This is a genomic window from Bradyrhizobium sp. MOS002 (genome assembly GCF_003020115.1).
In the GTDB taxonomy this organism is placed as follows: Bacteria; Pseudomonadota; Alphaproteobacteria; order Rhizobiales; family Xanthobacteraceae; genus Bradyrhizobium.
In genome coordinates, this window is the sequence record NZ_PYFX01000021.1 from 78691 (window position 1) to 93541 (window position 14851).

A 14851-nucleotide genomic window follows, 5' to 3' on the forward strand; every position below is an offset into this window, starting at 1 on the left:
GCGCTTACTCAGGTTCGCCGGGGTGATACTCGAAAGGCATAGGCCTGCCAACAGGCAAGTTGAGACCTTCCCTTCGCACCGCTTGGCTGAAGAAAAGCGCAATGATTTCATAGCCGAACCGTGGAGTTTGCCAGGAGCCCCGAACAGGCAAAAGAGGGGTGGAAAACGCCAGGACTGCGGCAGCTGTTGCCGCCCCGGCGAGTTTCCGCAAGCTGAGGGGACCTCCTGCAACAAGACCCTTGGTTTGACCGGGGTTTGGGCCGGCGCTCAACGTCTCAGCGCATCCGGCGAGGCTAACTTTTTTGTGGGCGACATCGGCCTCCGCCTCCTCGGAGCGGCGAAAGCTGAGATTTTGCAAGCAGATGACGACGTTAACTACTTGTTAGCTTTTCCAATTGCCGCGGTTAACAGTTTACTGTACGGTCCCGCCCGGCTTTGATGCAATTTTTAGCATCATGCGTAAGGCCACCCCTTTTCGGGGCATCATTTTTCAACAGGGAGCGGACCAGCAAGGTTCGTGCGTTCAAAATGGCTTTGTCAAAATCCGACATCGATCTGATCTATCTTGAAGTACTCGCACGCCACGCAAGCAGCGCCGAACAGTCAACGTTCGCTGCACTGAGCAATTCTGAGTCCACGACCCAGATTCGCTCGGACATCGGGACTCTTCCCGAAGCGTCCGCGTTTGTCGATCCGATCGTCCGCCTTTATCAGGGAGCCTTCGGCCGCGTGCCGGAAAGCATCGATCCCAACGGCAACTTCGACACCGGTGCCCAGTCCGGCTTCTGGGTCAACGTCAATGCGCTCCGCACCGGCGTTACGCTTCTCGCGCTGGCCGAATCGTTCACGACCTCGGGCGAATTCCTGACCCTCTACGGTTCGAACAGCGTCACCCCGGCCTTGATCACGGCCTATTACCAGCACATTTTGAACCGCGATCCCAGCTCTTCGGAAGTCGCGGCGTGGCAGGCGACGCATCTTGATGCCGCCCAGATCCTGCTCGGCTTCACCCAGTCGGCCGAATTCATTGCCAAGTCGCAAGCCTCGGTTGACACGTACAAGCTGGCGCTCGCCAGCGGCCAGCACCCGGCCGGTGGTCTCCCGCCCCCCCCCGCAGATATCACCCTGACGTCCGACCATGACCTGGGTGGTGTTAATGAAGGCCAGACCGTGACCTTCACGCTGCAGTCGGTCAATCCGAACGATTTCGGCAAGACCTTCTCCTACAACATCTCCGGCGTCAGTGCTGCCGACATCGTCGGTGGTTCGCTGATCGGCTCGGTTACGCTTGACGCGCAGGGCCTTGCCCATGTGGCGGTCACGCTGGCTGCCGACGCGACGACGGAAGGTGCCGAAGCTCTGACGCTTGCGTTCGGCGCGCTGACCGACACGGTCACCGTGAACGACACCTCGCTAAGCCCGACGGTCCTCACCTTCACCTCAACCGCCGGCGAAACGCTGGTCGGCACGGACGGTAACGACCTCTTCAAGGGCGTTGTCGATCACAGCGCCTTTAACGATGTCGGCACGTTCCAGAACGTGATCGACGTTGCCCAGGGCGGCAAGGGCTTCGACACCCTCGAGCTCGTCGTCAACCAGTCCAACATCGACATCGTCCCGAACGCTCCGGGCGTTGAAGAACTGCTGGTCACCGACCTGACTGGCGCGAACTACAACCTGTCGAAGATGGCTGACATCAAGGTCATCGCGTCCGACGGTTCGACCGGCGGCACGATGAACTTCTTCAACGTTCAGAACATCGTCAACCTCGATATCGAAAATTCCGATCTCGGGCTTTTCAACATGAACGTGACCACCACCGTTGCCGCCGGTACGGGTGCGGTTGACATGAACCTGGTTAACTCGGGTAACTTCAACCTCAACTACCACAACTCGAACGGCGACAGCGTTGTCACCGACTGGGCTATCCATGCCACCGGTGCCGACAACAACATCAATGACCTGCATGGTGCGGGCATCACCAAGACCTTCACGATTGACGGTTCAGGCAGCCTTCGCCTCGACCTGGACAATGGTGATGACACCTCTGGCGTAACCTCGGTTGACGCAAGCGCTCTTCAGGGCAACTTCACCCTGCGTGACCTGCACGCCAACCAGGTCGACATCGAAGGTGCGGTTGGCAACAACGACCTCAGCATGCACGCGCTGGGCGGAGCCAACGTTACCATCAACACCTTTGCTGGCAACGACACCATTGCTATCAACAACCTGAACGGTACCGACAACGGCCAGACCTTCAACATCGACGCTGGCGCCGGCAACGATCAGGTCAACATCAACGAGTCGAACAGCGACGGCGACAAGGTGACGATCGGCCTCGGATCCGGCAACAACGGTTCGAACCTGAACCTCGGTGCTGCGTCCGTGATCAACGTGAGCGCTCTGGACGGCAATAACGCGATTGCCATGACGCTTCATGGTGACCCTGATGGTGCTCCGACCTTCAGCGCTCAAGACGTGACGGTTACGGTCGGCAATGGCGCCAACAACGTCAACGTCAACACCGCGGCTGATGGCGGCGGCTCTGATCAGGGCAGCAAGATCACGATCACGGCAGGCAACGGCGGCAACGTCATCACGACGAACTCGGATGATGCGGCAGTTGTAAGCATTGTGACGGGATCGGGTGCTGATAACATCAACGCTACTGCGGACGATGGCGGCAGCAAGATCACCGTCAATGCCGGCGATGGCAACAACACGGTCGTGGCATCCACGGATGCTGGTGGTCAGGTGTCTGTCACTACCGGCAGCGGTAATGACACCATCACCGCCCTGACCGGCATCAACGCCGGCGAGGGAACCGGTGCTTCGATCACGGTGAACTCGGGTGCTGGAAACGACAACGTTTCCGTCATCTGGGAGAATGCTCCTCCCCCAGTCGTCAACGTCAATCTCGGCGACGGCGATGATCGCGTGGTCCTCCTGAACAACCAGCAAGTGACCGTCAACACGGTTCTTGATGGCGGGAACGGCTTCGACATCTTCGCTAACGACTCGGCGTTCTACGACTCGCCCACGATCCTGGGTACGGTCAAGAACTTCGAAGCTCTGGAAGTGACCAACCAGTTGGTGAACAACGTCAACGCGTTTGATTTCCCAGGCTCCAACATCTCCGAGGTGATCCTGGATCAAGGTTGGTCTGGAGATCGGACCATCAGTGGCCTCGACTCCGGATCTACAGTCGCGATCCTGGGTGATGCCAATAACCCGGCCACCGACGACCTCCTGATCTTGATCAACAACGCGGCCTTGAACATCAAGGACGTGGTCAACCTGAAGCTCGCCGACGACAATGGCGGCGGCAATTTCGGTCATGTGCATCTGCCCAATATCGAAACGCTGAACATCGAGTCGACCACCCAGTTCCACCAGGCTGGTGAAGTCAACCAGGTGCTCTTGCAGGGTACTGGCGCCGCCGAGATCGTTCTGCAAACGCTGAACATCGCGCATAGCGCGACGGGAGACGTGACGCTGGACCTCAATGGCGCCGGTGGCTTCGAAGTTGACATCGCTAATGTTCAGGCAGCCGGGTTCACCGGCGGTCTGCAGATCCGCGATGATCACAACGGAGCGGTGACCATCAACGCGCCGAACGCTGGTGACAGCAATGTGTACATTAACAACTCATCCAGCAATACGGTGACGTTGGGTAATGGTACCAACACTGTTGTGACCCTGGGCGGCAACGACACGATCACTGTTGGTTCCGGCTCTAACACCATCCATTCTGGTGGAGGAGTCGACACCATCAACCTGGGTGCGCATACGTCGGCGGCACAGCATAACGAGCTGTCCTTCGACAATAACACGGAGTCTCCGTTCAGCACTCCCGACGTCGTGCACGGGTTCAGCGCTCAGGACTTCATCAACCTGTTCGGAGCAAATCAGAATGGTAACAACACGGGCATCCATTTTGCCCAGGTTACCTCTGATGCAGCTGTGATCGGTCAGATTTCTGCCCTGAACAATGGCGACACGCAGAGCAACGCTGTGTTCAACCAGACGACAGGTCACCTGTTCATCGATACCGACTCCAACGGTACGCTTGATGCAGGCGACATGGAGATCAACCTGGTTGGCGTGACGAACTTGAACGCCTCGCAGTTCCACCTGAACAACCTGAACATCGTCTAAGTTCAGATTTCTGAATGCTGGAACGGGGGGCTTCGGCCCCCCGTTTTCTTTTGTATAATGCAGGCCAGAGAAGGGTTGGCGCACGCAGGGGAGAGAGCTGCATGACGAGGTACGTTGTTCTCAACAGACAAGACCACGGAATCCGGAGCTGGAAGCGTCGCGTCGACTATAAGTTCACCGCGAAGGAGCAAGCGGTTCTTCTGGTTGCCCAGGAAGCGGAGGCCGCTTGTTGTGAAATGCCGATCGGGTTTGTTCGCCACGGTGAGGGGCTTGAATTAGCTTTGCTCTGCAGCTTCTCCGCCAACGATAACGTCTATGTGGCGCCCGATGGACATTGGATTATGCGTTATATTCCGATGATCCTGCGTGGCCATCCGTTCCATCACTTGCGTCAGCCTGGATCTCATCAAGCCGTGCTTTGTATCGATGAGGACAGCGAATGCCTTCAGCAAGGCGGCAACGAGACCTTTTTCAACGAGGATGGCACGCCCTCGCCACTTGTCGAGGACGCAATAAAGTTACACGCCTTCCTAGATGCGGCCCGGACAATGACAAGGGCAGCCATCGCGGCGCTCGCCAAAGCCAACGTCATCGTACCTTGGCAGATTGTGGCCAATATCGAGAAACAGGTGGTGTCGGTTCCCGGCTTCCTGCGAATCGACAAGGAAGCATTCAACAAGCTTGATGACGCCACGGTATTGGAACTGCGAAAGGTGGGTGCCCTCGAGATCGCCTATTACCAGCTGGCCTCAGTTCACCAGATCCCCACGGTCGAGCTCCTCACGGAAATGAAGGAACGATTTCGCAAGACCGGAGGCGCGCCGACGTCGGACCAGATCGCAGATCTCTTAAAGAGCGATCGGCCAATTTTTTAGTTTGACGTTGAAGCGAACAGAGACAACTCGGTGCGTTGCGTCGGGTCACTGGATTGCCCCTCTTAGTTTGTTGCAGCGTCATAGGCCTCAGGTATGCTTCTGAAATGCAGCAAGGGGGCGCGTGATACTATGGACTGGACAGCAGGATACGTCACCGAACTCGAGTATACGTACGGCTATTATCGAGAGCTCTGCCCTGCCCTGCTCAGGCTAGCATGTCTTAGCGCTGGCGTTGCGCCATCAGCCGGCAAACCCTTCAGCTATCTCGAGCTCGGCTATGGTCAAGGACTTTCATTGAACGTCCACGCCGCTGCTAACGAAGGCGTGTTCTGGGGCACCGATTTTAACCCGGTCCAAACCGCACATGCCATGGCATTTGCAGAGGCGTCAGGCGGTAGCGTCAAGGCGCTGAATGACTCCTTTGCTGAACTTGCGGCGCGCAATGATCTGCCTGAATTCGACGTCATTGCCTTGCACGGCATATGGACGTGGATTTCGGAGGAGAATAGCCGGCATATCGTCGACATCATGCGCCGTAAGCTCCGCGTCGGTGGGCTGGTCTACATCAGCTACAACTGCTTCCCAGGCTGGGCACCGGCAGCGCCTCTCCGCCATTTGATGAAGCTGCATGCGGACGTCGCTGGCGCGGAAGCATCAGGCATGGGCGCCAAGGTCGATGCGGCACTCGCGTTTGCACGTCAAGTCGTCGATTCCGGCGCTCTTTACTTTCGTGGGAATCCCGCAGTCGGCGAACGCCTGAAAAAAATGTCCGAGCAGAACCGCAATTATCTCGCGCACGAGTATTTCAACAAGGACTGGCGTATTGCGTCTTTTTCGGAGATGGCTGAAACGCTGGAAGCGGCCAAGCTTTCCTTCGTCGGGTCAGCCCACCTCCTCGATCACGTCGACGCGGTGAACTTGTCACCTGATGGACAGAAGCTCCTCAACAGCGTTGAGCATCCGATCCTGCGGCAGTCGGTACGTGACTATTTCGTCAATCAGCAATTCCGGCGTGATATTTTTATGAAGGGACCGAGAAGCCTGCCCCCCGCGGAGCGGGCGCAGTTGCTGCTTGGTGAATCGTTCGTGCTGACAAGTCTTGCTTCCGACGTGCCGCGCAAAGTGACAGGCTCCCTTGGCGAAGCCACGTTACAAAACCAAGTGTACGACCCGCTGATTGACGTGCTTGCCGAAGAGAAACAGCGACCGAAGCTGCTGAGTGAACTGGTCCGCCATCCGCGATTGCGATCCTTGCCGTTTGCGCAGCTTGTCCAGGCACTCGTTGTACTTGCTGGCGCCGGCCATGTCAGTCTTGCTCAATCCGCTTCCAAAGCCACCAAAGCGCACTGCAAGTCGTTGAATCGTTATCTGTGTGAACGATCCCGAAGCTCATCGGAAGTCGCTTACCTTGCGTCTCCGGTCACCGGCGGCGGAGTGGCCGTCCCACGTTTCGAACAGGTGTTTTTGCTGCTCGGATCTCCCGAGAAACGTAGCGCGCAAGAGCACGCGAAGTTTGCGTGGGACATCCTCAAGAACCAAGGACAGCGCATGCTCAAGGGCGGACGGCCTCTGGAAACAGAAGACGAGAATCTGGCGCAGCTGACGTCCCTCGCCGAGACATTCCTCCTAAGGCTACCCGTACTTCAAACGCTTGAGATCGCTTGAGCACGTTGACGCTCGTCCACGGTATGCGGCCGGGTCTGGTCACTGCATACGCCCGCTCACTGTGGGCTCACCTTGCAGATCGAAGGGCATCTCCTGCGTGGGCGGGCGCTACCATCGTCTTCGGAAATGCAGTCGACCAGCAGCAGCATCTCGCGCCAATTCTGGCACATCCCACTTCGATGCTCGCCATTGATCACGCGTCAACGACAGTAAACTGCCACCCTCCGAGCAGCCCTCAGGATCGGCGTAGGGCACCGCCTGCGATACTCCTTCCAACATTGCAGACTTCCTGCCTTGGTACTCACGTCGAGGCCTGACGTTTGCCGACGTGAGCGCATCACCCCGCCACTCTGGAGCCGAGCTAGCCCCAAGCAAAGTTGACGTCTCTCCACCCTAAGCGGCTACGACATAAGTGCTCCAGGGACGTCACGTTCGGCCAACCGAACGCTTTGATTCACTCGGTCCGTCCTCTTATCGCTGGCCCCGCAGAGCGCGAGTGTTTGGCAGACAACCAGATTGAAAGCGGCGGTACACCCGAATTCGGAAAAATGAACTTCTTAGTTGTAAGCGCTCGTATATTCGCGCTAATGCGTTCTATGATACCGCTCCAGCGCACATCCTTTGGTTGGACCATCTATATTTGCCATCTATGTTTGCAATCTTAACAGAGCATCGCTGGAGATGCGGCCTGGGCAATATGCCTTCTCAAGAGATTCGATTGGCTCGCCCGCGAGTGTGAATCGGACTGCAGTATCGGGCGTGTAGTTGACGATGAAGCCGTGAGCCACGCCAAAGAAGGGCACGTAGTTACCGCCGCTGTAATTTGTTTCGAGCTTGCGCGGAAGCGCGCGTTTGACCTGATCCACGAAGGTGAGTGGGGAGCACGAAAGGTCTAGCGGTATGATCAGCCAGCGTCCGATGCCCCCAGTGAGGCCGCAGATGACGATCTGCGTGGGGCACTTGCGTTCCGTCAGGATCACTGCGTGCGGCCTGAAGCCGGCGCGCCACCGCGCGTCTTCGGCCTGAACCCTCGCCCACTTTAAGGCGGCCTTTTGCGCAACCGTAGCAGCGAGCGCTTGCTGCACCGCCTCAGCGGAAACCTGCAGAGCGTCTGGCAGACGCTCCAGGGCAGCGATGCTCTTACGGCTAGTGACGTGCCCATCGCAGAGAGCGTGAACGCGACCAGCAGCTTTCGCCGGGTTTCGGTAGCCGAGACGGAAGCCCAAGGTCGTGGCGTCCAACCCGAGCTCTTCACAACGCGCCTCGACTAGAGCTGCAATCCCGACTGCTCCCACTAGACCTCCTATGCTCGTAAATCCGGAGACATTTAAATCAGATATGTTTGGCCCTATCGCTCGGCGGGAGGTAAATATGGGCTAACCTTTGTTTAGAACAAAAGTAGTGTAAAATCAGGCGCTTGCGACACGTTTATGTTTGGGTTACTCGGGCACGCCGGGTTATGAATCAATTGGAGTTAAAGATGCCCAAGCCTAAAACTACCGTTATGCCTCGTGGCGTTCGCGTCAGCGACATCGTCTTACCGTGGGAAGGTGAAGAAGAGTTCGTCGGGATTCACGAGAACGCCCGCCGCGTGTACAAGCCGCAAGACGAAATCGAAGAGGACATCGTCCTGGATATCGCTCGTTACCTACTTAAGAAGCGGCGATTTTCTCGCGGCACCCAAATTGCATACGGCAGGGATCCCATGGCTGAAAATCTCAGGGTCGCAGTTGAGACCGGCGGGCCCGAGGCGCTGGTGAGCCATCTCTCACGAGGCGTCGACCAGATGCGAGATTCACGAAAGCGGCTTTTCGAAAGCCTCGATAACTGTCTGGACGTGGTGAAGGCGTACCGAAAAGCTGTTCTCGAGATGTCCAACAATGTGGAGCTAAAGTCTGATCCTGTGAAGTGGGCCGCCAAGAAAGAAGAATGTGATTTCCTAGCGACTTCCGCAGAAGCTGCAAAAAAATTGCTTCTAGGTCTAAGCGACCTCGCTCAATTGGACGATTTAGACGAGTCGGTTCTTGCGCGGCCCTACCGGTCGGATGTTATCGAACGAGAACTCAAGACGGAAGCGAGCATCGAGAAAGCGATAGAGAAAAAGATCGCAGCGCTCGTTCGACAGAAAGAGTTCACACGCCTGTACGGGGGCGGGTCTAAGCAGCTGCCCCAAGGAGGTATCATTGACGTCGAAGTTAACGATACTCCGCCGCCGTTGGATTCCGGCGACAACGCTCAAGCGAGCGATCCTGCTTAACGGCTGAAGGGTCGTCTCCTTTCTTCACCGCGCATCACGTGCCTGCGGTTCACCGCAGGTGGATCTCCATCTCGCGTTCGCAGCCTATGCCCCAGAGCGACTCAACTTCGGGTGTTTAGGTGTGCGAACCGAGTGGACCCCAGTGCCGCCGTCGTCTCCAGTAAATCTGATCCCGGCCTCCGATAGTGCCGTTATGATCTTTTCAATCGTTTGTGGCCGACCACCCAGCGGACCGTCGAGGGCCTCGAGGCGCTTGATGGTCGGAATCGATACGCTCGCGGCCTCAGCCAAGTCCTCTTGCGACCAAGCCAGCAGCGCTCGTGCCGCCTTGACCTGACGGATCGATACTTTTTGTATTGACTTCCGTCCGGACATATGATACTTTCCGCATCGAATTGCAAGGGCACTTACGCCGAATCTGATCAGGGGGAGCATCGCAAGCATGAGCCGATTTGCCAACGGTTTGGACGACAGGCGCGACTTCATTGGCGGATCGGACGCACGAATTATCATGGGGAGTGATGGAAGCGAGATCGTGCGGCTGTGGCGTGAAAAGCGTGGCGAGATCCCGCCTCAGGATCTCTCAGACAACCTGATTGTTCAACTCGGGAGCGTGACGGAGGACTTGAACCGCCGCTGGTATGAGCGGGTCACCGGACAGCGCGTCGATGACGTCCAGAGTCGTGTCCGACATCCCATCAACACCTGGATGGCGGCCACACTGGACGGCCGCATCGTAAACACGCAGGCGGTGTTCGAAGCCAAATTCATGCTGCCCTGGACCTTTTCGGAAGAAGCAGCGGCCGAAAAACATATGGCACAGCTACAGCACAACATGTGGGTTGTGAACGCACGGAGCGCGGTGCTGTCCGTAATCACAGGAGGCGGCAAGTGGGTTGAGATCATTCTCAACGCCGATCCTATCTACCAGCACCTGCTGCTCACCGCCGAAAAGAAGTTCTGGCGCTCTGTCCAAAGCGGAATTCAGCCTGGTCCCGTCACAGTCGAGGCGCCAAGACCTCGGCTTGCCGCCGTCAAGGTGGTCGACATGACGTCTTCGAATGCGTGGGCCGATCTGGCGGCGATTTACCTCCGGACCCGCGGTGCGCACCGAGACCACGAGGTGGCTAAGGCTGAACTCAGACGGTTGGTTCCTGAGGAGGCAAAGGAGGCCACGGGGCACGGAATCCGCGCGAAGCGCACAAAGGCCGGGGCAATCAGCTTTGATCTCGTTGAGGAGGACGCCAATGCACCAATGCAGTGAGCACATAGGGGTCCTCGCCGCCGCGCTCGCCAGAGCGCAGCTCGAATTGACCAACCCGGAAAAAAGTGTTCGCGCCGTGGTCCGGTCCCCATTTCCACGCGAGGACGATCGCAGCTTTCGCTACGCGTCGCTGGCGAGCGGGCTCGATATCGTCCGCAAAGCTCTTGGGCGCCATGAGATCGCCATCCTGCAAACCACGCGATCTGACACAACCACGCAGAAAATTCAGCTGACAACTGTCCTGGCACATTCGTCCGGCGAGTGGGTCTCTTCGGAGCTGCCGGTCTGCAACGTCAGCGACATTGAGGCGCCACATCGTCTGGGTGCCGCCCTCACCTATGCCCGGCGCTATGCGCTCTTTGCAATGGTCGGTATGGCGGGTGAGGACGAGCCGGAAGCCCCGGAAGATGAGGCCACAGGCAAGCCAAACCGAATTTCCCTTCTGCCCAGCCGCAAGGCACGCCCCAGCAACGGTAGCTCGCGAAATCCCTTGCTGGAGCCCGCCATGTCGGCCCAATTGCGAGACCAGTTGCTGGATGAAATCACAACGCTTGGCGAAGGCGAGGACGCGATTGTTGCATGGGCCGAGAACGCCCTCGTTCGCAAAAGCAGACTGCTTGAGCAGGACGCTGAGCGGGTAGAGGCTGCCTACAGCGAAAAGGTGTCCAGAACGACCGCTGATTGGGTCGCGGCGGGCACGGCACGGGCGCTAGAGCCGGATCAAGGTGGTGCCACACTGCTTCAGCCCGAGATGCAATCCGCCGCCGGCCCACTTGCCATTCCAAAGAGCTCACGCGTCCGGAGCAGGGTCCATCTTGATTTCGTGCGACAGCAGCCCTGCGCCGTGTGCCAACAAGCGCCGTGCGATCCCCACCATATCAAATTCGCTCAGCGAGGCCTCGGCCGCAAGGTCAGCGACGAATTCACGGTGCCGCTCTGCCGAATGCACCATATTGATTTGCACCGCAGAGGAAATGAACGCGCCTGGTGGGCCAATCTGCAGCTTTCAGCTCTGGAGCTTGCAGGCGAACTCTGGCGCACGAGCCCGGTGCATCACATCGGAGCAGCTGAGACCGGGGCCAGTCGAACCTTATAGATCAAAACCATTGTTGCATGTCAGGAAAGGACGCGCTTGCTTCGAAGTTTCATCCCCGAAGGAATAGAGGCGCTCGCGCCGAAGCCGCTTTTACTACCAGGAGAGCGAGCAGAAGAGTATCAACTGCTTCAGCAAGCGATTCTTGATGAGCTTGAACCTTCTAGCGCAATCGAGTGGCTGCTCACCCTGGACGTGGCTGAACTCTGTTGGGAGATCCAGCGCTACCGTTTGCTTCGCTACAAAACGCTCGAGCTGTTCCGGGAGCAAGCAATCGAGCACGCGTTGAACCATATTGATGTGGCAGGGCTTCCGTCCGAAATGCGAGAGGGTGCAAAACTCCACACGCGGAGGAACGCGATCAAGTGGCGAACTGATCCGATTGCTGCGCGGGAGATCGAAGCCCGGTTGTCCGCACATGGCTTCGATCAACATTCGATCAGCGCGGCAATGTATGCTCACGCACGTGAACTGTTCTTGATGTTCGAAGGGCTTATTGCGTCAGCGCAGCAGCGACGTCTGATGCTCCTGAAGAGCTTAGAAGCGCGCAGGCAGCACACATTAGTTCAACCACCATCTTCCAGCACGCAGAGGAAAACAATGGCAAGCGAAGAAAACGGAAAGAACGATATCACCTCTGGCGACCACGCTGCCACTACGCCAGCCAAGACGCGGGCAACAAGGGATCGAAGCCGTCACCTGGCGTGGCACATTGACGACGTCGAACATCACACAACGCATAAACCTGACGAGCCTTTGGATTGTATTCCCTCGATCCGGAGCACCAAGGATTGATCAGGCGGGGTACCCGTGCCTCGCTGAAGCGCCGCGCGATTTGTGCTGATTATGTCCGGAGGCTGGCTCCGCCAGGCAGCTCACTCAGAGCTCGCTTCTGCTGTCCTCTTGCCGCCCGCTCGTACCGTTCGAGGCGTCGCAGTGGCTCTATCATGTCTCCCAATGGCATCTTGAGAAGCTCCGCAAGGTAGGTGTGGCGAACGGCGCGAATGCGCTGAAACGCGAGGGCCACCTCCGCAAGCGCCAAGCTCGTCCCGTGTCCCTGCTCGCCTGCCAAACCAGGCAAGGAAGCCGGGCTGACCAGATCGCCCCGGCGACCCGCAAGACCATGCCGCAAGGCGTTGCGGCTCGACACAGCCTTGCCCTGCACCGTCTTAGGTCCCGTACTTCGCCGGGCGTTGATCCGATTGGCTTCGTTTTGTAATTTCGTGGGCATGATTTCTAGTCTAACCTAAATCCGGGTGAGCTGATCTCCCCATCTGCGGCCAAGCCTGATGGTGCCGGAAATCCTGAGATGACAGGGCCGCCTCACGAGTTAGAACAACCCGGAGCTTAGATCGCGCCCATAGCAGAGACAGCAGCAACGCAAACGACCGCCGCGGCCATCAGCAACAGCTGCTTGCTGTCTAAAGGTAGCTGACGCTGCCTGCCAAGGCGTTTCGAGATCGAACCATCCCGCAGTCAAAGAACCTCACGTAACCGGAGTTCACGAAGTTTCGGTCCGAACCCAGTACTCCCTTCAAGCCGCCATAGATTGATCCGACCGCGGTTGCGGCTACGCCGGCCAAGGGCCCAGATCCACCCTGGCCGAACCTGTCCCTGTACGGTCCAAGCCGGGCAATTCTTCCTGGCGATGGAGCTAGCGTTCACCGTGCTGGGTGTTTCGCGCCGTTAATTCCCGGTCCAGCTCCTTCAAGCGGCCAAGGAGGTTTTCAACGATCTCCATGCAATCGGAATGCCCCAATGATTGCACGCCACGCGCCGCTAGCTCGCGCTCCAGCATAGCCGCCACGATGGCTTGGATGCTCACAAATCCTCCCGCGGAAAACATTGCCGCGACCACAAGGTACGGCTCAATGAAAGTTTGGGTTCGCTCAGGCGACGACAAGGCTGCAGGGCGTTCCAGGCCCCGCCTGCCGCCCCCGGCACATAAAACAGTGGTATGAAATCTCGCCGGTGTTCCGAGAATAGAACGCATCGTTCCGAAAATGGACTCCGGACATTTACTGGATTCTGAGGTTCAGTTGTTTTCCCCCAAGAAAAGAATTTACGGGTCGCTTTTCAGCCCCCGTGCTCATGACTGCCGTGCGATCTCGACGCCGCGGGGCGCGAGACCTGCAGCCCTGAGCCGGCGAGCCTGCATCATTACTTCTTCAAGCAAAGACCCACCGTCGGAGGCGTCCCGCACTTCGCACCGTCAGCAGCAGCGCCGTTTGGACAGAAGACCGAGACAAGCGTTTCCCCGTTGTCGCAGTTGACGGCACCGTCGGCCTGTACCGCTCGGATGTTGATCGAGGCGGGATCGCCCTTCTCCCCCTTATCGCCTTTTGGCCCCTGCGGACCTTGAGGGCCTTGTGCGCCAGCAGGTCCCTGGGCTCCGGGCACTCCTTGGATGCCCTGAGCCCCTTGTGGGCCCGCTGGGCCTTGTGGCCCCGGTTCGCCTTTCGGGCCCGGATCTCTTCCACATCCCGCCAGTGCGAGGACAAGTGTTAATGCTGCAGCCGCCGCCCAATTGTGCATTTCGACCTCCCTTTGATGAAGGATAACTAAGCCGATCCATGAAAGTGCCGCAAGAACTCGCCGGCCGGCGCGAACCGGCGCACCTCAACCCGACATTAACGCAATGAGCGCAAGCTAGACGCAGGACCGGGCCGTGGGGGACATACGCGGCCCTGTGCTGGGGGAGGACTCGCAAACCACCATCGCCGGCGGGTCCTCCCCGAAACTGACGCCGATTAAGCCTGCGCGATACGCCCGCCATACCTGTCTCGCGTCAGGCGTGATGAACTTCTGCAAGGTATAGGATCCCAGACATCGATCTGCCGGAGCACCGCTGTCCCACAGAACAGGGCGGGCTATAGCAGCCGTCGGCTGTTTTGACAGCTTCCTACGCCAGTCGACCTCGGCGAGATCGCGAATAGCTGACTGGATCAAGCCGGTGGTGGATGTGATGCCCGTCCTCGGTCTACAGACCGCTCAATATCCCGAGCCGCTGTCTGCCCCGGAAGCATCGATCCATGACACGGTGCCCCAAAACGCGGCGACTATCTCATTACTCGCAAGCCGCTAAGCTGCGGTCCGTCTGACTAGGCCGACGGCAAACCTCAGCATCGTGACCTTTGATGGGGTAGGCCGAAACCGGAGCGCAGTTCGATCACGTAATTCTCGAAGGGGAGGACTACCGCGAGCCAAACGCGTCGCGTTGGCGGTCCACGCGGCAGCTCCGGTCTGCCCCGATCGACGAACAACAGCAGACCGAAGAATGAGGTCGGGTGGCGCCAAAGCGCTACCACACGATGGCAGTCCAATCTAAGACGAAAGCGGCCTTGTCCACGGCACCTACTCGATGGTCTCGTCGGCAAGCAAACGCGTTGCGGAGGAAATCTCAACACCCAACAAGGTAGCCGTCCTGAGATTCAGACAAAAATAAAACTTCGGTTCTTGGATCGGAATGTCGCCGGCCTTTTCTCCCCTCAAAATCTTGTCGACAAAAGTGGCGGTGTCGTACCAAAGCGTCGGGAAGT

The 14851-nt window shown here is 58.1% G+C and carries 9 protein-coding genes and 1 pseudogene; 7 read left to right on the forward strand and 3 right to left on the reverse strand.

Translation table 11 applies throughout. The features are described 5' to 3' along the window. Positions 1–528 precede the first annotated feature (528 nt). The 3 genes from C7G41_RS32535 (at position 529) to C7G41_RS32545 (ending at position 6698) form a co-directional block, all read left to right on the forward strand. A complete protein-coding gene (locus C7G41_RS32535; protein ID WP_158268065.1) occupies positions 529–4158 on the forward strand; it encodes a DUF4214 domain-containing protein in 3630 nt (1209 codons plus the stop codon). 101 nt (positions 4159–4259) lie between these two features. After that, positions 4260–5033 carry a SapC family protein gene (locus C7G41_RS32540; protein WP_158268066.1) on the forward strand — a complete coding sequence of 258 codons (774 nt, stop codon included), beginning with the start codon at positions 4260–4262 and terminating at the stop codon, positions 5031–5033. Positions 5034–5162: 129 nt separating this feature from the next. After that, the gene (locus C7G41_RS32545) at positions 5163–6698 is read left to right on the forward strand and encodes a class I SAM-dependent methyltransferase (RefSeq protein WP_106946365.1); all 1536 of its coding nucleotides are present in this window, start codon (positions 5163–5165) and stop codon (positions 6696–6698) included. 647 nt (positions 6699–7345) lie between these two features. On the opposite strand, the gene C7G41_RS32550 is transcribed toward C7G41_RS32545, so the two are convergent. Beyond that, positions 7346–7939: a hypothetical protein gene (locus C7G41_RS32550; RefSeq protein WP_146159845.1), complete on the reverse strand. Its 594-nt coding sequence runs from the start codon at positions 7937–7939 to the stop codon at positions 7346–7348. Between the two features lie 239 nt (positions 7940–8178). On the opposite strand from C7G41_RS32550, the gene C7G41_RS32555 reads away from it, so the two are divergent. The 4 genes from C7G41_RS32555 to C7G41_RS32575 all read left to right on the forward strand — a co-directional run bounded on the left by C7G41_RS32555 (position 8179) and on the right by C7G41_RS32575 (position 12107). After that, the gene (locus tag C7G41_RS32555) at positions 8179–8955 is read left to right on the forward strand and encodes a hypothetical protein (protein WP_146159846.1); all 777 of its coding nucleotides are present in this window, start codon (positions 8179–8181) and stop codon (positions 8953–8955) included. Positions 8956–9397: 442 nt separating this feature from the next. Beyond that, positions 9398–10219, forward strand: a complete 822-nt coding sequence (locus tag C7G41_RS32565; protein ID WP_106946368.1) for a YqaJ viral recombinase family protein — start codon at positions 9398–9400, stop codon at positions 10217–10219. After that, positions 10203–11315, forward strand: a complete 1113-nt coding sequence (locus C7G41_RS32570) for an ERF family protein (protein ID WP_106946369.1) — start codon at positions 10203–10205, stop codon at positions 11313–11315. Before C7G41_RS32565 ends, C7G41_RS32570 begins: the two co-directional genes overlap by 17 nt. Positions 11316–11351: 36 nt before the next feature. After that, positions 11352–12107 carry a hypothetical protein gene (locus tag C7G41_RS32575; protein ID WP_199198731.1) on the forward strand — a complete coding sequence of 252 codons (756 nt, stop codon included), beginning with the start codon at positions 11352–11354 and terminating at the stop codon, positions 12105–12107. Between the two features lie 859 nt (positions 12108–12966). Here C7G41_RS32575 and C7G41_RS38010 read toward each other — a convergent pair. Both C7G41_RS38010 and C7G41_RS37500 read right to left on the reverse strand, forming a co-directional pair. Continuing rightward, a complete protein-coding gene (locus C7G41_RS38010; protein WP_199198732.1) occupies positions 12967–13137 on the reverse strand; it encodes a hypothetical protein in 171 nt (56 codons plus the stop codon). A gap of 1529 nt (positions 13138–14666) precedes the next feature. Beyond that, a pseudogene (locus tag C7G41_RS37500) lies at positions 14667–14851 on the reverse strand (ABC transporter substrate-binding protein); the annotation flags it as partial.